Origin of the sequence: Actinomadura sp. 3N407 (genome assembly GCF_052245875.1) — a bacterium.
GTDB lineage: Bacteria > Actinomycetota > Actinomycetes > Streptosporangiales > Streptosporangiaceae > Spirillospora.
Genome location: NZ_JBQQBP010000018.1, coordinates 160,724 through 176,494, shown reverse-complemented (window position 1 = coordinate 176,494; position 15,771 = coordinate 160,724). Strand labels below are relative to the sequence as shown.

Below are 15,771 nucleotides of genomic sequence, written 5' to 3'. Positions count from 1 at the left end.
GGCCCTGTACATGAGTGGCAGGGACGTGGAAGGGCAGGGGACATGACCGACACCAGGGTCGCCATCGTGACCGGCGCGGCGCGGGGCATCGGCGCCGCCACCGCCGTCCGGCTCGCCCGGGAGGGGTTCGCCGTCGCGGTCTGCGACCTCGACGAGGCCGCCTGCGCCGGCACCGTGACGGAGATCGAGAAGGCCGGCGGGAGGGCCCTCGCCGTCGGCGTGGACGTCGCCGACTCCGCGCGGGTCTCCGCCGCCGTCGCGCGCGTCGCGGACGAGCTCGGCCCGCCCGTCGTCCTGGTCAACAACGCCGGGGTCCTGCGCGACAACCTGCTGTTCAAGATGTCGGACGACGACTGGGACACCGTCATGTCGGTGCACCTGCGCGGCTCGTTCCTGATGAGCCGCGCGGCGCAGGAGCACATGACGAAGGCCGGATGGGGCCGGATCGTCAACCTGTCGTCGGTGTCGGCGCTCGGCAACCGCGGGCAGGTGAACTACTCGGCGGCCAAGGCGGGCCTGCAGGGCTTCACCAAGACGCTCGCGATCGAGCTGGGCAGATTCGGCGTGACCGCCAACGCGATCGCCCCCGGATTCATCGCGACGGAGATGACCGCCGCGACCGCCGCCCGCGTCGGCGTCGACTTCGAGGACTTCAAGGCCGCGGCCGCCAAGGAGATCCCCGTCCGGCGCGTCGGCGTCCCCGAGGACATCGCCGGGACGGTGGCGTTCCTGGTGAGCGACGACGCCTCGTTCGTGTCCGGCCAGGTGATCTACGTGGCCGGCGGCCCGAGGGCATGAGCCGGGGGGCGTGGGGGGCCGTCCACCCACGAAGGCGCCGCACGTGACCACGCGGACGGCCCGGCGGGAGGGACCCGCGCGGGACCGGGAGGCGACCGAGGAGTCGCTGCGCGCGGCGGCGATCGCGCTGCTGCGGCGCGGCGGCGTCCTCGCCGGGCTGAACCTGCGGCAGGTCGCCGACGAGGCGGGCGTCAACCGCGGGCTGGTCTACCAGTACTTCGGGTCCCGGCGGGCGCTGCTGCGCTCGGCGCTGTTCCACCGGTCCCGGCCGAACGCCGAGGACGCGGTGGACGCGGCCGGGCTCCCGCTGCGCAAGCGGCTGGCGCGGCTGTTCTGGACGAGCCTGCGCAACCCCGAGCCGGTCGTCCTGGCGTCGCTGCTCGTGCTGGACGGCGACGACCGGCCCCGGGTGCTGCTCAACCGGGGCGCGAGCCGGGAGGACCTCGCCGCCGAGGCCGCGCGCGGCGAACTCCCCGTCGAGGACGTCGAGGCCGTCCAGGCGGCGATCGCGTCCACGATCTACGGGTACACGCTGCTGCGCGAGCACCTGGCGCGGGAGATCGACCTTCCCGCGGAGGAACTGGACGGGCGCATGGCCGCCTGCGTGGAGGCCATGTTCTCGCGCGGGCCGGCCCCCGGCGGTGAGCAGGCCGGTCAGTGACTCCCGGGAGCCGGGCGGCGCGAGGCGGCGGCGAGCTGCCGCGACAGCGCCGCCGGGGCGGCGGCGAGGGACGGGCCGTACCACGTGAGGTACCGGCCGTCGACGAGCGCGGCGTCGATGCCGGGGAACGACTCGGGGCCGTCGTCGGCGGTGAACCGGTAGGGCTCGTCCGGCAGGACGACCAGGTCGGCGCCGGCCGCGTTCAGCTCGTCCAGCGCGATCTTCGGGTACCGGTCGGGGTGGCCCGCGTAGACGTTGGACACGCCCAGCCGGGACAGGACGTCGCCCGTGAAGGTGTCGCGGCCGACGACCATCCACGGCCGCCGCCAGATCGGGATGACGGCCGTGCGGGGTTCGCCGGGCGTGACGTCCGACCAGACACGGGACGCCTCGTCCAGCCAGCCCGGCACGGGGACCCGGCACGCCTCGGCGAGCATGCGGCGCAGCGACGCCAGGGCCTCGTCCACGGTGCGGATCTCCGTCATCCACACCGGGATCCCGGCGGCGCGCATCGCCTCGACGTCGGCGGGACGGTTCTCCTCGGTGTTGCCGAGGACGACGTCGGGCCGCAGCTCCGCGATCCGCTCCACATCGGGGTTCTTGGTGCCCCTGACGCGCGGGACGTCCAGGTCGGCGGGGTGGGTGCACCAGTCGGTGGCGCCCGCCAGCAGGCCCGGCGCGGTGACCGCGACGGTCTCGGTCAGGGACGGGACGATCGACACGACGCGGCGCACCCGGTCCGGGACCGGGACAGGGACCCCCGTGTCGTCAAAAGGGCTCATACGTGCTCCTTGTGAGGGGACGCCCCCCACGCCCCCGGGTTCGCTTCGCTCATACGTTGCGGCGGTACTGCCCGCCGACCTCGAAGAACGCGTCGGTGATCTGCTGGAGGCTGCACACGCGTGCCGCGTCCATCAGCACCGCGAACACGTTCTCGCCCGACCGTGCCGCGTCCTGGAGGGCGGCCAGGGCCTCGCGCGCGTCGTCGCGGTGCGCCTCCTGGTAGCCGTGGACCCGGTCGAGCTGGGACCGCTTCTCCTCCTCGGTGGCGCGGGCCAGCTCGATCGTGTCCGGCGTCCCGTCGCCCGCGCCGGGGCTGCGGAACGTGTTGACGCCGACGATCGGCAGGGACCCGTCGTGCTTGCGCTGCTCGTACAGCATCGACTCGTCCTGGATCCGGCCGCGCTGGTAGCCGGTCTCCATCGCGCCGAGCACGCCGCCGCGCTCGCTGATGCGGTCGAACTCCGCCAGGACGGCCTCTTCGACCAGGTCGGTCAGCTCGTCGATGATGAACGACCCCTGCAGCGGGTTCTCGTTCATCGCCAGGCCCCACTCGCGGTTGATGATGAGCTGGATCGCCAGCGCACGCCGCACCGACTCCGCCGTCGGCGTGGTGACGGCCTCGTCGTAGGCGTTGGTGTGCAGGCTGTTGCAGTTGTCATAGATGGCGATGAGGGCCTGCAACGTCGTCCGGATGTCGTTGAAGTCCATCTCCTGCGCATGCAGGGAGCGCCCGGACGTCTGCACGTGGTACTTGAGCTTCTGGCTGCGCTCATTGGCGCCGTACCGGTCGCGCATGGCCACCGCCCAGATGCGGCGGGCCACACGTCCGAGGACGCTGTACTCGGGGTCCATGCCGTTGGAGAAGAAGAACGACAGGTTGGGCGCGAAGTCGTCGATGCCCATGCCGCGCGCCAGGTACGACTCGACGTAGGTGAACCCGTTGGCGAGCGTGAACGCGAGCTGGCTGATGGGGTTCGCCCCGGCCTCGGCGATGTGGTAGCCGGAGATGGACACCGAGTAGAAGTTGCGGACCGTGTTGGCGATGAACCATTCCTGGATGTCGCCCATCATCCGCAGCGAGAACTCGGTGGAGAAGATGCAGGTGTTCTGCCCCTGGTCCTCCTTGAGGATGTCGGCCTGCACGGTACCTCGCACAGTGGACAGCACGCGCGCGCGGATCGCCGCGGCCTCGTCCCCGGACGGCTCGCGTCCGTGTTCCTCGTAGAAGTCGTCCAGTCCCTGGTCGATGGCGGTGTTGAGGAAGAACGCCAGGATCGTGGGCGCGGGGCCGTTGATGGTCATCGACACCGACGTCGTGGGCGACGACAGGTCGAACCCGTCGTACAGCGCCTTCATGTCGTCCAGCGTGGCGATCGACACTCCGGACGTGCCGACCTTGCCGTAGACGTCGGGACGCTCGTCCGGGTCCCGCCCGTACAGGGTGACCGAGTCGAACGCGGTCGACAGGCGGGTCGCGGGCTGGCCCTCCGACAGGAGCTTGAAGCGGCGGTTGGTGCGGAACGGGTCGCCCTCGCCCGCGAACATGCGCGCGGGGTCCTCGTTGTCGCGCTTGAACGGGAACACCCCGGCGGTGAACGGGAACCGTCCGGGCAGGTTCTCGTTCCGCAGGAACCTCAGCAGCTCACCGTGGTCGGTGTAGCGCGGCAGCGCGACGCGAGGGATCCTGCTGCCCGACAGGGACTCGCGGGTCAGCGGGGTGTGCAGTTCCTTGTCGCGGATCCGGACGACCTGCTCGTCGCCCGAGTACGACTCCACGACCGCCGGCCAGCCCTCGATCAGCCCGGCGTTCTCCGGGGCCACGTCGCGGCGCGCCTTCTCCAGCAGCCCTTCGACCTCGGACGCGTCGGTCAGCTCGGCGCGCACCTCGTCCAGCCGCTGGACGCGCCGGACGGCCTCGATCTGCCTGGCGGTGTCGGCGTGGTACCCGCGCACGGTGTCGGCGATGTCGGACAGGTACCGCACCCGGCCGGGCGGGATGACCGTCGCGGCGCCGGTGGAGACCTTCGTCGTGATCTCGGGCAGGGCGCCGTCCGCCAGCTCCAGCCCGTGCTCGCCGAGCAGCCCGCCGAGATGCTGGTAGAGCGCCGTGACGCCGTCGTCGTTGAACGTGGCCGCGCTGGTGCCGAACACCGGCATGTCCTCGGGCCGCTGCCCGAACGCCTCCCGGTTGCGGACGAGCTGCCGCGACACGTCCCGCAGCGCGTCGGCGCCGCCGCGCCGCTCGAACTTGTTGATGGCGACCACGTCCGCGAAGTCGAGCATGTCGATCTTCTCGAGCTGGGTGGCGGCGCCGAACTCGGGCGTCATCACGTACAGCGAGACGTCGACCAGCGGCACGATCGCGGCGTCGCCCTGCCCGATGCCGGGCGTCTCCAGGATGACCAGGTCGTACCCGGCGGCCTTGCAGGCGCCGACGATGTCCTCGACGTTGTCGGGCAGTTCCCGCGCGCCCCGGGTCGCCAGGGAGCGGAAGAACACGCGGTCGCCGTCCAGGGCGTTCATCCTGATGCGGTCGCCGAGCAGCGCGCCGCCGCCGCGCCGCCGCGTCGGGTCGACGGCCAGCACCGCGACGCGCAGCCCGTCCCGCTGGTCGACGCGCAGCCGCCGCACCAGCTCGTCGGTGAGCGACGACTTCCCGGAACCGCCGGTCCCGGTGATCCCCAGGACGGGCACCCGCCGCTCGCGCGCCGCGCCGGCGAGTACGGCCCGCGCGTCTCCGGGCAGCTTCCCGGCCTGCAGGCAGGTGATGGCGCGGGCGAGGGCGCGCCGGTCCCCCGCCACCACGGCCTCGGCCGGGACGGGTTCGGCGGCGAGGTCGACGTCGCAGTCGCGCACCAGCTCGTTGATCATTCCCGGGAGGCCGAGCCGCTGCCCGTCCTCGGGCGAGAAGATCCGCACGCCGGCCCCGGACAGCCGAGCGATCTCCTCGTGGACGATCACGCCGCCGCCCCCGCCGAACACCCTCACGTGCTCGGCGCCGGCCTCCTTGAGGCTGCGCGACAGGTACTCGAAGTACTCGACGTGGCCGCCCTGGTAGGAGCTGATCGCCACGCCCTGCGCGTCCTCCTCCAGGACGGCGTCGACGACCTCGCGGACCGAGCGGTCGTGCCCGAGGTGCACCACCTCGGCGCCCTGGGACTGCAGGATGCGCCGCATGATGTTGATGGCCGCGTCATGGCCGTCGAACAGCGCGGCCGCCGTCACGAACCGCACCGGGTGCACCGGCACGTGCAGATCCCCCGTCACCGTCTCCACCTCAAACCTTGGACATCCAATATTTGGAAGTTAAAATAGTTTCCGTGCGCGACTCGGTCAAGACCGCAACGCTCCGGACGGCATACGGTGGTCCGGTGCCCGAGACCCCCGACCCCATCGCCGAGGCCCACCGCCAGTGGAGCATCCGCTGGCCCGAGCACGCCGACCACATGGCGGCCGTCACCTCGGTGATGCGGGCCCAGCAGATCCTCCTGAGCCGGATCGAGGCCGTACTCAAACCGTACGCGCTCACGTTCGCCGCCTATGAGGCGCTGCGCCTGCTCGCCTTCACCCGCACGGGAACGCTTCCCATGGGCAAGATGGGCATGCGCCTGATGGTCCATCCCGCCTCGGTCACCAACGTGATCGGCCGGCTGGAGCAGCGCGGCCTCGTCGGCCGCGGCCCCTCCCCCGACGACCGCCGCGTCGTCCTGGCCACCATCACCTCCGCCGGGCGCGACCTGGCCGAGGAGGCCACGCTGGCCCTCAACGAGTCGGGCTTCGGCATCGCCGACCTGCCCGCCGCCCAGGCCGCCGGGATCACCACCGCCCTGCGCGCCGTCCGCGTCTCCGCCGGCGAGGTCGACCAGCCCTCTCCCGCGCCGGCGGACCGGCCCGCGTCAGTGGTCGCGGACCCAGGCGTCGACGAGGTCGGCGACCCAGGGGCGTGACCGCGGCAGGTAGTGGGTGTCCTTGATGAAGTCGAGGGTCTTGTCGGACGAGGCGAGGGCGTCGAAGACGGCGCGCGCGTCGCTGTCGTAGACGCATTCGTCCGCCGTCGCGTGCACGACCAGGGACGGCGCGGTGATGCGGGCGAGGTGCGGCGCGGCGGCGCACTGCGAGGTGCGCAGGCTCCACATCGACAGCCAGGTCCGCAGCGTGCACAGCGAGCCGATGCCGAACACGCCGTAGTTCGCCTTGGCCGGTTCGCCCAGGTAGCAGCGGTTGGGTTCGCGGTCGGACGGCTCGATAGCCGGGTCGATCATCCGCAGGTCGGCCCAGGTGCGGTGCAGGGTGAACAGGGTGTCGCGGGCGCGGGTGCCCTTCAGCGCGTCCAGGCGTTCCAGGACCCGTCCGGTGATGCGCTCGTTGCGGGCGCGCTGCGCGGCGCGGTAGCGGGCCTGGAACGCGGCGTCGTAGGGCGGGCCGTTCTCGGGGTTGAACGGGTCGAGCGCGGGGTCGGCGGACAGCGGGTCGGTCTCGTCCGTCACCGACGGGTCCATCCACGCGGTGAGGACCTCGGGACGGCCGGAGTGCGCGGCGAGGGCGATGAACAGATCTCCGGCGGGCAGGTCCTCGATGGCGGAGACCGGCCGCATCCCGGCGACCGGCGTGACGTTGGGCTCGACCGCCTGCGACTGGTAGGCGGCCATGAGGGAACCGCCGCCGGAGTTGCCGAGCAGGACGATCCGCTCCGCCCCGGCGTGCTCGCGGAGCCAGCGGACGCCGGTGCCGATCTCGGCGAGGGCGTGGTCGAGCAGGAAGTGCGCCTCGTTGCCGCGGAACCGGGTGTTCCAGCCGAGGAAGCCGTAGCCGCGCGCCGCGAGGTGCTCGGCGAGGTAGTGCTCGGAGAAGTCGACGTTGTAGTGGGTCGCGATGAACGCCGTCTTCGGCGGGTTCCCGGTGGGGCGGTGGTAGACGCCCTGGCACGGGTGGCCGCCCGCACCCGCCCTGCCGAGCAGGGGCGACGGCAGCCCCACGAACTCCCTGACGATTCCGCTCATCCGGCGCCTCCAAAGCGCGATACCGAATCCCGTTCTGATCGTAGGGGTGCCCGATATGGGGGGCCGCAGCGGTACCCGTCCCAGGGACGGCCGGAACGATCCCATATGCTGCGGACACTTCCGTTGTATCGCAAGGAGGCGTGATGGCGGATTCGCCGACGATGACGTACGGCGGCTATCTGAAGCTCGACGATCTCCTGTCCTGTCAGGAGCCGAAGACCCGGGCCCACGACGAGCTGCTCTTCGTGATCATTCATCAGGTCTACGAGCTGTGGTTCAAGCAGATCCTGCACGAGGCCGGGCTGCTGCAGCGCAGGCTGGAGGAGGGCAACAGCGCCGGATCGCTGCACACCGCCCGCAGGATCGCCAAGATCCTCAAGACGGTGGTCGGGCAGCTGGACGTGCTGGAGACGATGACGCCCCGGCAGTTCGCCGCGTTCCGCGACGTCCTCGGAAGCTCCAGCGGATTCCAGAGCGAGCAGTTCCGCGAGATCGAGGCCGTCCTCGGGCGGCGCAAGTTCCCCGCCTCGGACCTGCGCGACGACGAGCGGCTCCAGGCCGCGGTGTCCCGCCCGTCGATCTTCGACTCCCTGCTGCGCTACCTGGACGGCAAGGGCTTCTCCGTCCCGCGCGCCGCCCTCGACCGCGACACGTCCCGTCCCTGGGAGCCCGACCCGGGCGTGCAGAAGGCGCTCCTCGCCGTCTACGCCGACGAGACCGGGCCCGCGGCCGAGGTCTGCGAGGGGCTCGTCGACGTCGACGAGGGCATCCAGGAATGGCGGTACCGGCACCTGAAGATGGTGGAGCGGACCATCGGCGCGAAGATCGGCACCGGCGGCTCGGCCGGCGCCGAATACCTGCGCAGCACGCTGTTCGCCCCCTCCTTCCCCGACCTGTGGGAGGTCCGCTCGCAGACCGAGGCGGCCGGCACCGGGGAAGAGGCCGTCCATGGCGCGTGACGGCGGCGGCGAGCGGGTCGCGATCGTCGGCGCGGGCCTGGCGGGCTCCCTCCTGGCGGTGCTGCTGGGCCGCAGGGGCGTCCCCGTGACCGTGTACGAGCGGCGCCCCGACCCGCGGGTCGCCGGCGCCGAACGCGGACGCTCGATCAACCTGGCGATCTCCGCCCGGGGCCTGGCGGCGCTGGAGCAGGTCGGCCTGCGCGACCGGTCCCTCAAGCAGGCCCTCCCGATGCACGGGCGGATGGTGCACCCCCTGTCCGGCGGGCAGAACTTCCAGCCGTACAGCGCGGACGGCGAGCGCGCCATCAACTCCATCGGCCGGGCCGAGCTCAACCGGTCGCTGCTCGACGCCGCCGACGCCACGCCCGGGGTCACGCTGCGGTTCTCCCAGCGCGTCACCGGCGTCGACACCGAAACCGGGGCGGTGCTCCTGGAGGACGCCGACGCCGAGCCCGCCGACGTCGTCCTGGCGGGGGACGGCGCCTACAGCGCGGTCCGCCGGTCCCTGGGGCTGGACGACGACGCCGACTTCCTCGAGCACGGCTACAAGGAGCTGACCATCCCGCCCAGGGACGGCGAGTTCGCCCTCGACCCGGACGCGCTGCACATCTGGCCCCGCGGCACCTCGATGATGATCGCCCTGCCGAACCTCGACCGGTCGTTCACCTGCACGCTGTTCTGGCCCAGGGCCGACCTCGAGGCGCTGGACACGCCGGAGAAGGTCACCGCCTACTTCGAGCGTCACTATCCCGACGTCACGGGCCTGATGCCGGACCTGACGGCCGACTACGAGCACAACCCCGTCGGGTCCCTGGTGACCGTCCGGTGCTGGCCGTGGACCCGGTTCGGGGACGGCGGCGCCATCACGGCGCTGCTGGGCGACGCCGCGCACGCGATCGTCCCGTTCTTCGGGCAGGGCGCCAACTGCGCTTTCGAGGACTGCATCGAGATCGACGAGTGCCTCACCGAGACCGGAGGCGACTGGGCCCGGGCACTGTCGCTCTACCAGGAGCGGCGCAAGCCCAACACCGACGCGATCGCCGAGATGGCCCTGGACAACTTCATCGAGATGCGCGACCGCGTGTCGTCCCCGGTGTACCGGGCGAAGCAGGCCGCGACGCACGCGCTGGAGCGGCGCCTGGCGGGACGCTATGTGTCCCGTTACGAGCTGGTGTCGTTCTCGACGATGCCGTACGCGGAGATCCCGGCGCGGATCAGACGCCAGAACCTGATCCTCGCCGGAGCCGTCCTCGGCACCGCGGCCGCATCCGCGCTGACGGCACGCGCCCTCCTCCGCCGCCGCTAGCCGGCGCGGCCGGCGCGGCCGGCACGGCGGCCGGTGACCAGGTCGGCGACGGCCGCCGCCAGCGCCGCCAGGACGAACACCAGGATGACGATCAGCCCGTCGCGGAACGCCGCCGCCCAGTCCCCGCCCGTCCGGGAGAGGGTGGCGAAGAACAGGTACCCGACGGCGGCGATGCCCATCGCGGTGCCGACGCGCTGCCCCGTCTGCAGCACGCCCGCAGCGCTGCCGCCCTCGGTGTAGTGCACCTCCGACAGGGTGATCGTCTGGTTGGGCGCGATGACCAGGCCGCTGCCGAGGCCCGCCACCAGCAGCGGCGCCGCGGTCGCCCACGCCACGCCGCTCCCGGGCTTCAGCTCGACCGCGACCCACGCCGCGCCGAGGCCCAGCAGCACCAGCGCGAGCCCGGCGGCGACGAGCGGGCGGCCGTACCGCGCCACGATCCGGCCCCCGACGGCGGACGCGATGCCCGACCCCACCGCGAACGGGGTGATCGCGAGACCCGCGCCGAGCGCGCTGTAGCCGAGGCCGCTCTGCAGGTAGAGGGTGAAGATGAAGAAGATCGCGGTGAACCCGGCGAAGTACAGAAGCGCGATCGCCGACCCCAGCGCGTACGAGCGGAGCCGCAACAGGCCGAGGTCGACCATCGGCGTCCGGGCGCGGCGCTCCCACGCGGCGAACACGGCGATCAGCGCCGCGCCCGCGGGGACGAGCAGCCACTTGAGGTCGCTCCGCCACTGCTGTTCCTGGACGAACGGCAGCAGCACGCACACGACGCCCGCGCCCAGCAGCACCACCCCGAGCGGGTCGAGACCCTGGCGTTCCCCGTAGATGGGCGCGGGCAGCAGCCTCCACGCCAGCACCAGCGCCACCAGCCCGACCGGGACGTTGACGTAGAACACCCACCGCCAGCCCTCCTCCGGCCCGGCGACGGCGATCAGCCCGCCGCCGAGCAGCGGGCCGACGGCCGTCGCGATCCCGATCACGGCGCCGAGCGCGCCGAACGCCCGGCCCCGGTCGGCGCCGTGGAAAAGCTGCTGGATGAGGCCCGCGACCTGCGGGTTGAGGATGCCGCCCGCGACGCCCTGCACGAGCCGGGCCACGATGAGGAACAGGACCGTCGGGGCGATCCCGGCCAGCGCGCTCGCGGCCGTGAACAGCGCGAGCCCGAACAGGAACACGGCGCGGCGGCTGCGGGCGTCGCCGAGCCGCCCGGCCAGCACCAGGACGAGGCCGAACGTCAGCGCGTACCCCGACAGGATCCACTGCACCCCGGCCTCGGACGCGTGCAGCCCGTCGCGGATCGAGGGCAGCGCCACGTTCACGATGCTGACGTCCAGCAGGGTCATGAACGCCGCGACCAGGCAGACCGAGAGGGCCTCCCAGCGGCGCCGCCCGTCCCGGTCCTGGTCCTGGTCCTGGTCCGGGGCGCCTGAGCCCTCGCTCCGCACGGCAGGGTCCTATCCGGGGATCACCGGGTGAAACGCGGGGCGGGCACGTTCCATCCGGCGGGCTGTGCCACAGTTGACCGATGACCGACTCCGCTCCGGGAACCGGCCCCGACGAACCGCTGCGGTGTTCCGCCAAGGGCTGCCGCGCCGACGCCGTGTGGGCGGTGCGGTGGAACAACCCGAAGATCCACACCCCGGACCGGCGGAAGACCTGGCTCGCCTGCGACGCGCACCGCGAGAGCCTGGCGGCGTTCCTCGACCGCCGCGACTTCCTGAAGGACGTGGTGCCCGTCGCCGACCGGGACGCGCCCCCGGCCGGAGGCTAGGCGTCGTCGAGGACGGGTTCACCCGTCGGCCCGGAAAGCTGCTCGGGCACCTCGGCCCGTTCCCGGGCTCGGGCGTTCCAGCCTTCGGCCATCTCGGTCAGCCGGGCGGCGGCGTCCCGTGCGGGCGCGCCCTGGCCGACCGCGAAGCCGAGCAGGTACGCCGTCAGCGGCGCGCCCGGCCGCGCGACCCCGTGCGCGACGTCGCGGGCCAGGTCCAGCACCAGGTCGCGGTCGATGTCGCAGCGTTCGAGGCCCAGTTCGTCGCAGGCCGCGTTGATCCAGTCCTCAAGCACCGACATGGGTCCCCCTTCACGCATGGTTCTGGCGAATCTGCCCACTTTCGCACGATCAAAGCAGGCGTTCGGCGGCGGCCAGTTCCTCCGGGGTATCGCAGTCGTACCAAGCCGGACGGGTTCCCGCCGGCACCGCGACCGTGACGGGCGCGAGGGGGCCGAGGAGGCCGCGCAGCGACGCGCCCGTGAAGCCGTTCAGGGCCGCCCGCAGCGTCCCGGCGTCCCAGCAGCCGGCGAGCCACTGTTCACGGCCGTCCTCGTCCACGAGCACCGCCCCGGCCCCGTCCCCCATCGCGTCCAGCAGCCGGGTGAGGTGGGCGGGGCGCAGGAACGGCATGTCGGCGGCCAGCAGCGCCAGCCGCGGCGCGCGCACCTCGGCCAGCCCCGCCCGCAGCGCGGGCACCGGCCCGGCGCCCGGAGGGTCCTCCCGGACGAGCACGGCCCCCGCCAGGACGTCCCGCGGCGGCCCCACCACGATCAGCCGGGACGCCCCGGACGCGGCGGCGGCCGCCCACTCGATCAGCGCACGGCCGCCGACGGGCGCGGCGGGCTTGTCGGCGCCGAACCGGCGGGCCCGCCCGCCCGCGAGCACGACCGCGTCGAACGGCCCGGCGGCCCGGGCCATCAGCCGCCGATCGCCGACATGGGCCGGGCGGGCTGCAGGAAGGACGGGTCGTCGATGCCGTGCCCGGCGCGCTTGGCCCACACCGCCTTGCGCCACCGGTCGGCGAGTTCGGTGTCGGTGGCGCCGTCGCGCAGCGCGTCGCGCAGGTTGGACTCCTCGGTGGCGAACAGGCAGTTGCGGATCTGCCCGTCGGCGGTGAGCCGCACCCGGTCGCAGGCGCCGCAGAACGGCCTGGTCACCGAGCCGATCACGCCGACGGTGTCCGGGCCGCCGCCGATCGTGAACGCCTCCGCGGGGGCGCTGCCGCGATCGTGGTCCTCGTCGGGCGCGAGGTCGAACTCCGCCGACAGCCGTTCCAGGATCTCGTCCGCGGTGATCATGTTCTCGCGGGTCCAGCCGTGCTGGGCGTCCAGCGGCATCTGCTCGATGAACCGCAGCCGGTAGCCGTGGTCGAGGCAGTAGCGCAGCAGCGGCACGGCCTCGTGGTCGTTGATCCCGCGCATCAGCACCGCGTTGACCTTGACGGGCCGCAGTCCCGCGGCCTGCGCGGCGGCCAGCCCCTTCAGGACGTCGTCCAGCCGGTCGCGGTGCGCGAGCCGCCGGAAGGTGTCGCGGTCGAGGGTGTCGAGGGACACGTTGACCCGGTCGAGCCCGGCCTCGGCCAGCGGCGCCGCCAGCCGGTCCAGCCCGATCCCGTTGGTGGTCAGGGAGATCTGGGGCCGGGGCTCCAGCTCCCCCGTCCGCCGCACGATGCCGGGCAGGCCCCGCCGCAGCAGCGGCTCGCCGCCGGTGTAGCGGACCTCGGTGACCCCCAGCTCCCGGACGGCCAGTCCCACCAGCCGCACCACCTCGTCGTCGGTGAGGACCTCGGGCTTGGGCAGCCAGTCCAGGCCCTCGGGCGGCATGCAGTACGAGCATCGGAGGTTGCAGCGGTCGGTGAGGGAGACCCGCAGGTCCGTCGCGGTTCGGCCGAAGGTGTCGACCAGCACGGGCGCCCCTTCCTGCTGTCCGGCGGGCCAGGCTCGCTGGCCGCCGGGAATTGCGGTCGGACACTCCAGCCTATTCCGGTGGTTGACGATCCGTCGCATCGCGGGAGACGGTGACGTTCCGTCGACCATCGGGGAGGCCGGAGTGACCACGGCGCGGAAGTGGGAGTTCGCGGGGACGCGGGGAGCGATCACCGCCAGGATCTGGGCGGACGGCGATCCGCGGTACGCCGCGGTGCTCGTGCACGGCTACGGCGAGCACCTCGGCCGCTACGACCATGTCGCGGACGTCCTCGTCCGGCACGGCGCCGTCGTCTGCGGGCCCGACCACATGGGGCACGGCCGCTCGGCGGGCGAACGGGTGCTGATCGAGGACTTCGACGACGTGGTGGCCGACGTGCACACGGTCGTGGAGTCGGCGCGCGGTGACCATCCCGGGCTGCCCGTCGTCATGATCGGTCACTCCATGGGCGGGCTGATCGCGTCCCGGTACGCTCAGCTGCACGGCGGTGTGCTCGCCGCGCTGGTGCTGTCGGGGCCGGTGCTCGGCCGCTGGCACGTCGTCGAGGAGCTGCTCCCCCTGGACGAGATGCCCGACGAGCCGATCGACACGTCCACGCTGTCGCGCGACCCGGCCGTCGGCAAGGCCTACACCGAGGACCCGCTCATCTGGCACGGCCCGTTCAAGAAGACCACCGTGAAGGCCCTCGACACCGCGCTGGCGCGCATCGGCGAGCACGGGTCCCTCGGCTCCCTGCCGACCTTCTCCGTGCACGGGGAGGCCGACCGGCTCGTCCGGCCGGACGACACCCGGGTCGGCATCGAGGCGATCCGCGGCGACGGCCTCACCGAGCGGATCTACCCGGGCGCGCGGCACGAGGTGTTCAACGAGACCAACCGCGGCGAGGTCCTCGCCGACGTCACCGCCTTCATCGACCGCGTCCTCGGCTGACTTCGGGGGGCTTCGGGACTTCGGGGGACAAAGGCACCGGATCACCCCGGAAAGTCGGCAAGGTCGGCGAACGGGTCGCTATGGTCGTCACCGGCGTGAGGCGCGCCGAATGGAGGATGACATGAGCGAACCGCTGCCGCCGGAACCGGAGAACGGTGCCCGCGCCACCGAGACCGACGAGGAGGAGGTCCTCCGGAGCCTGTACGGGGAACCGGACGCCGAGGGCGTCTACCGGGGCGAAGGCCCCCCGGACCCGGACGGTGCCCGGTGAGCGCGGCGGGGATGATCGCGCAGGCCCGGCGGTCGCTGGGCTGGGGCGAGCCCAACCCGATCCACGCCTGGTACGGCGCACGCAACGGCGACTACTTCAAGCGGGGCTCCACGCCCTGGTGCGACATGGCCATCACGTACTGGGCGGCGCACTCGGGCAACTACGACGCGGTGTGCTTCGGCAAGGATTACGCTTACACCGTCTGGCACGCCGAGCGGTTCGCCGACGCGGGGCGGTGGCACACGGGCACCACGGCGAGCGTCAACCGGTGCCGCCCCGGAGACATCGTGTTCTACGACTGGTCGGGCGCCAACTCGATCTCCCGGGTCGACCACGTGGGCGTCGTCGAGCGCGTCCTGGGCGGCGGCCGGCTGCAGACCATCGAGGGCAACACCTCGAACCGCTGCCTGCGGCGCGTCCGCTCGGCGGGCGTCATCGCCGGATACGGACGCCCGGCCTACTCCGGCGGATCCGGGGGCTCCGGCGGATCCGGCTCCTCAGGCTCGTCATCGTGGATGGAGAACCTCATGCGTGACCTTCCCCTGCTCAAGCGCGGCAACCGGGGCGAACACGTCGAGACCGTGCAGGGTCTCCTGCTCGCCCGGTCGCACCCCGAGGTGACGATCGACGGCGACTTCGGGCCGGTCACCGAGCGCGCGGTCAAGGCCGTCCAGAACTGGGGCGGCGTCGTCGCCGACGGCGAAGTCGGACCGAAGACCTGGCCCGTCCTCCTACGGGTCCACTGACCCCCGGCCCGGGCGCGGCCCGGGCCGGAAGGGCTCCGGCCCTTCACGCGGATGAGCGGTTGACGAGATCAATATCACGTTGACCCGCCCTTCTGGATTGCTCACCCCTCGGAGGGGGCACGTTCGGGACACTCTGGCCCCGATCCCGGAAGAACGCGTAGATCGCCTTGCGCCTCCGCGCCTCCGCGCCTTCGCGCCTTCGCGCCTTCGCGCCTTCGCCGAGGGCATCAGGTGCCCGTGCACCCGAAGCGTGAATCCGGGGGTCGGCGTGCCCGAGCCAGTGGGCCGGCGTCCGGACGTCCACGCCGTTCGCCGGTGAGGCCGTCGCCGTGCACTGCGGAGCCCTGGGCAGGCTGAGCGCGAACGCGAGAGGATGACGGCATGAGTAAGAAGCCCGACGACCCCATCGAGCAGATGTGGGTGCACCTCGACGAGATGGGCGAGATCGTCGACGACCTACGGAAGGCGTACGGCGACCGTGCGGCCGAGCCCCTGCTGGCCCTCTCGGTCCGGATGGGCGACACGCTCACCGACATTCAGCAGGGCACGGACACCTGAGCCCGAGCCGAGTACGCGACCGGCGCTCTCGCCCTGACCCCGTGGATACGACGTCGGCC

At 72.6% G+C, this 15,771-nt stretch carries 17 protein-coding genes; 10 read left to right on the top strand and 7 right to left on the bottom strand.

Features of this window, described 5'->3' with window-relative positions:
* Positions 1–42 precede the first annotated feature (42 nt).
* Positions 43–798 carry a 3-oxoacyl-ACP reductase FabG gene (gene fabG, locus ACTWPP_RS35495; RefSeq protein WP_443108785.1) on the top strand — a complete coding sequence of 252 codons (756 nt, stop codon included), beginning with the start codon at positions 43–45 and terminating at the stop codon, positions 796–798.
* 43 nt (positions 799–841) lie between these two features.
* The gene (locus ACTWPP_RS35490; RefSeq protein WP_443108784.1) at positions 842–1,459 is read left to right on the top strand and encodes a TetR/AcrR family transcriptional regulator; all 618 of its coding nucleotides are present in this window, start codon (positions 842–844) and stop codon (positions 1,457–1,459) included.
* Here ACTWPP_RS35490 and ACTWPP_RS35485 read toward each other — a convergent pair.
* Both ACTWPP_RS35485 and icmF read right to left on the bottom strand, forming a co-directional pair.
* A complete protein-coding gene (locus ACTWPP_RS35485) occupies positions 1,453–2,241 on the bottom strand; it encodes a helical backbone metal receptor (protein ID WP_443108783.1) in 789 nt (262 codons plus the stop codon). The two genes, ACTWPP_RS35490 and ACTWPP_RS35485, sit on opposite strands and share 7 nt — an antisense overlap.
* A 49-nt stretch (positions 2,242–2,290) precedes the next feature.
* Complete coding sequence (icmF, locus tag ACTWPP_RS35480; RefSeq protein WP_443108782.1) at positions 2,291–5,518, bottom strand: fused isobutyryl-CoA mutase/GTPase IcmF; 3,228 nt, start codon at positions 5,516–5,518, stop codon at positions 2,291–2,293.
* Between the two features lie 95 nt (positions 5,519–5,613).
* On the opposite strand from icmF, the gene ACTWPP_RS35475 reads away from it, so the two are divergent.
* The gene (locus ACTWPP_RS35475) at positions 5,614–6,189 is read left to right on the top strand and encodes a MarR family transcriptional regulator (protein WP_443108781.1); all 576 of its coding nucleotides are present in this window, start codon (positions 5,614–5,616) and stop codon (positions 6,187–6,189) included.
* Here the strand turns inward: ACTWPP_RS35475 and ACTWPP_RS35470 are convergent.
* The gene (locus ACTWPP_RS35470) at positions 6,139–7,242 is read right to left on the bottom strand and encodes an alpha/beta hydrolase (protein ID WP_443108780.1); all 1,104 of its coding nucleotides are present in this window, start codon (positions 7,240–7,242) and stop codon (positions 6,139–6,141) included. The two genes, ACTWPP_RS35475 and ACTWPP_RS35470, sit on opposite strands and share 51 nt — an antisense overlap.
* A gap of 143 nt (positions 7,243–7,385) precedes the next feature.
* Between ACTWPP_RS35470 and ACTWPP_RS35465 the strand changes: the two genes are divergently transcribed.
* Together ACTWPP_RS35465 and ACTWPP_RS35460 are read left to right on the top strand one after the other, a co-directional pair.
* A complete protein-coding gene (locus ACTWPP_RS35465) occupies positions 7,386–8,201 on the top strand; it encodes a tryptophan 2,3-dioxygenase (protein WP_443108779.1) in 816 nt (271 codons plus the stop codon).
* Positions 8,191–9,507: an FAD-dependent oxidoreductase gene (locus ACTWPP_RS35460; protein WP_443108778.1), complete on the top strand. Its 1,317-nt coding sequence runs from the start codon at positions 8,191–8,193 to the stop codon at positions 9,505–9,507. Before ACTWPP_RS35465 ends, ACTWPP_RS35460 begins: the two co-directional genes overlap by 11 nt.
* On the opposite strand, the gene ACTWPP_RS35455 is transcribed toward ACTWPP_RS35460, so the two are convergent.
* Positions 9,504–10,955, bottom strand: coding sequence for a DHA2 family efflux MFS transporter permease subunit (locus ACTWPP_RS35455; RefSeq protein ID WP_443108777.1), 1,452 nt, complete (start codon positions 10,953–10,955; stop codon positions 9,504–9,506). The two genes, ACTWPP_RS35460 and ACTWPP_RS35455, sit on opposite strands and share 4 nt — an antisense overlap.
* 80 nt (positions 10,956–11,035) lie before the next feature.
* Here ACTWPP_RS35455 and ACTWPP_RS35450 point away from each other — a divergent pair, with 80 nt between their 5' ends.
* Positions 11,036–11,281: a hypothetical protein gene (locus ACTWPP_RS35450; protein WP_443108776.1), complete on the top strand. Its 246-nt coding sequence runs from the start codon at positions 11,036–11,038 to the stop codon at positions 11,279–11,281.
* On the opposite strand, the gene ACTWPP_RS35445 is transcribed toward ACTWPP_RS35450, so the two are convergent.
* From ACTWPP_RS35445 to moaA, 3 genes are read right to left on the bottom strand one after another with little or no spacing between them, the layout of a single operon-like run.
* Positions 11,278–11,580 carry a DUF6457 domain-containing protein gene (locus ACTWPP_RS35445; RefSeq protein WP_443108775.1) on the bottom strand — a complete coding sequence of 101 codons (303 nt, stop codon included), beginning with the start codon at positions 11,578–11,580 and terminating at the stop codon, positions 11,278–11,280. The two genes, ACTWPP_RS35450 and ACTWPP_RS35445, sit on opposite strands and share 4 nt — an antisense overlap.
* A 49-nt stretch (positions 11,581–11,629) precedes the next feature.
* A complete protein-coding gene (mobA, locus tag ACTWPP_RS35440; protein WP_443108774.1) occupies positions 11,630–12,199 on the bottom strand; it encodes a molybdenum cofactor guanylyltransferase in 570 nt (189 codons plus the stop codon).
* Positions 12,199–13,188 (bottom strand): GTP 3',8-cyclase MoaA, encoded by a 990-nt coding sequence (gene moaA / locus ACTWPP_RS35435; protein WP_443108773.1) that lies wholly within the window; start codon positions 13,186–13,188, stop codon positions 12,199–12,201. The genes mobA and moaA overlap by 1 nt, the downstream gene beginning before the upstream one ends.
* A 142-nt stretch (positions 13,189–13,330) precedes the next feature.
* On the opposite strand from moaA, the gene ACTWPP_RS35430 reads away from it, so the two are divergent.
* The 4 genes from ACTWPP_RS35430 (at position 13,331) to ACTWPP_RS35415 (ending at position 15,712) form a co-directional block, all read left to right on the top strand.
* Positions 13,331–14,137: a lysophospholipase gene (locus ACTWPP_RS35430; RefSeq protein ID WP_443108772.1), complete on the top strand. Its 807-nt coding sequence runs from the start codon at positions 13,331–13,333 to the stop codon at positions 14,135–14,137.
* Between the two features lie 121 nt (positions 14,138–14,258).
* Positions 14,259–14,408, top strand: coding sequence for a hypothetical protein (locus tag ACTWPP_RS35425; RefSeq protein WP_443108771.1), 150 nt, complete (start codon positions 14,259–14,261; stop codon positions 14,406–14,408).
* Entirely contained in the window at positions 14,405–15,154 is a 750-nt protein-coding gene (locus tag ACTWPP_RS35420; RefSeq protein ID WP_443108770.1) for a peptidoglycan-binding protein, read from the top strand. Before ACTWPP_RS35425 ends, ACTWPP_RS35420 begins: the two co-directional genes overlap by 4 nt.
* A 381-nt stretch (positions 15,155–15,535) precedes the next feature.
* Complete coding sequence (locus ACTWPP_RS35415) at positions 15,536–15,712, top strand: hypothetical protein (protein ID WP_443108769.1); 177 nt, start codon at positions 15,536–15,538, stop codon at positions 15,710–15,712.
* The last annotated feature ends 59 nt before the right edge of the window (positions 15,713–15,771 follow it).

Coding starts and splice junctions, on each gene's coding strand:
- fabG (WP_443108785.1), top strand. CDS start 43: ATGACCGACACCAGGGTCGCCATCGTGACCGGCGCGGCGCGGGGCATC.
- ACTWPP_RS35485 (WP_443108783.1), bottom strand. CDS start 2,241: ATGAGCCCTTTTGACGACACGGGGGTCCCTGTCCCGGTCCCGGACCGG.
- ACTWPP_RS35470 (WP_443108780.1), bottom strand. CDS start 7,242: ATGAGCGGAATCGTCAGGGAGTTCGTGGGGCTGCCGTCGCCCCTGCTC.
- ACTWPP_RS35465 (WP_443108779.1), top strand. CDS start 7,386: ATGGCGGATTCGCCGACGATGACGTACGGCGGCTATCTGAAGCTCGAC.
- ACTWPP_RS35460 (WP_443108778.1), top strand. CDS start 8,191: ATGGCGCGTGACGGCGGCGGCGAGCGGGTCGCGATCGTCGGCGCGGGC.
- ACTWPP_RS35450 (WP_443108776.1), top strand. CDS start 11,036: ATGACCGACTCCGCTCCGGGAACCGGCCCCGACGAACCGCTGCGGTGT.
- ACTWPP_RS35445 (WP_443108775.1), bottom strand. CDS start 11,580: ATGTCGGTGCTTGAGGACTGGATCAACGCGGCCTGCGACGAACTGGGC.
- mobA (WP_443108774.1), bottom strand. CDS start 12,199: ATGGCCCGGGCCGCCGGGCCGTTCGACGCGGTCGTGCTCGCGGGCGGG.
- ACTWPP_RS35425 (WP_443108771.1), top strand. CDS start 14,259: ATGAGCGAACCGCTGCCGCCGGAACCGGAGAACGGTGCCCGCGCCACC.
- ACTWPP_RS35415 (WP_443108769.1), top strand. CDS start 15,536: ATGAGTAAGAAGCCCGACGACCCCATCGAGCAGATGTGGGTGCACCTC.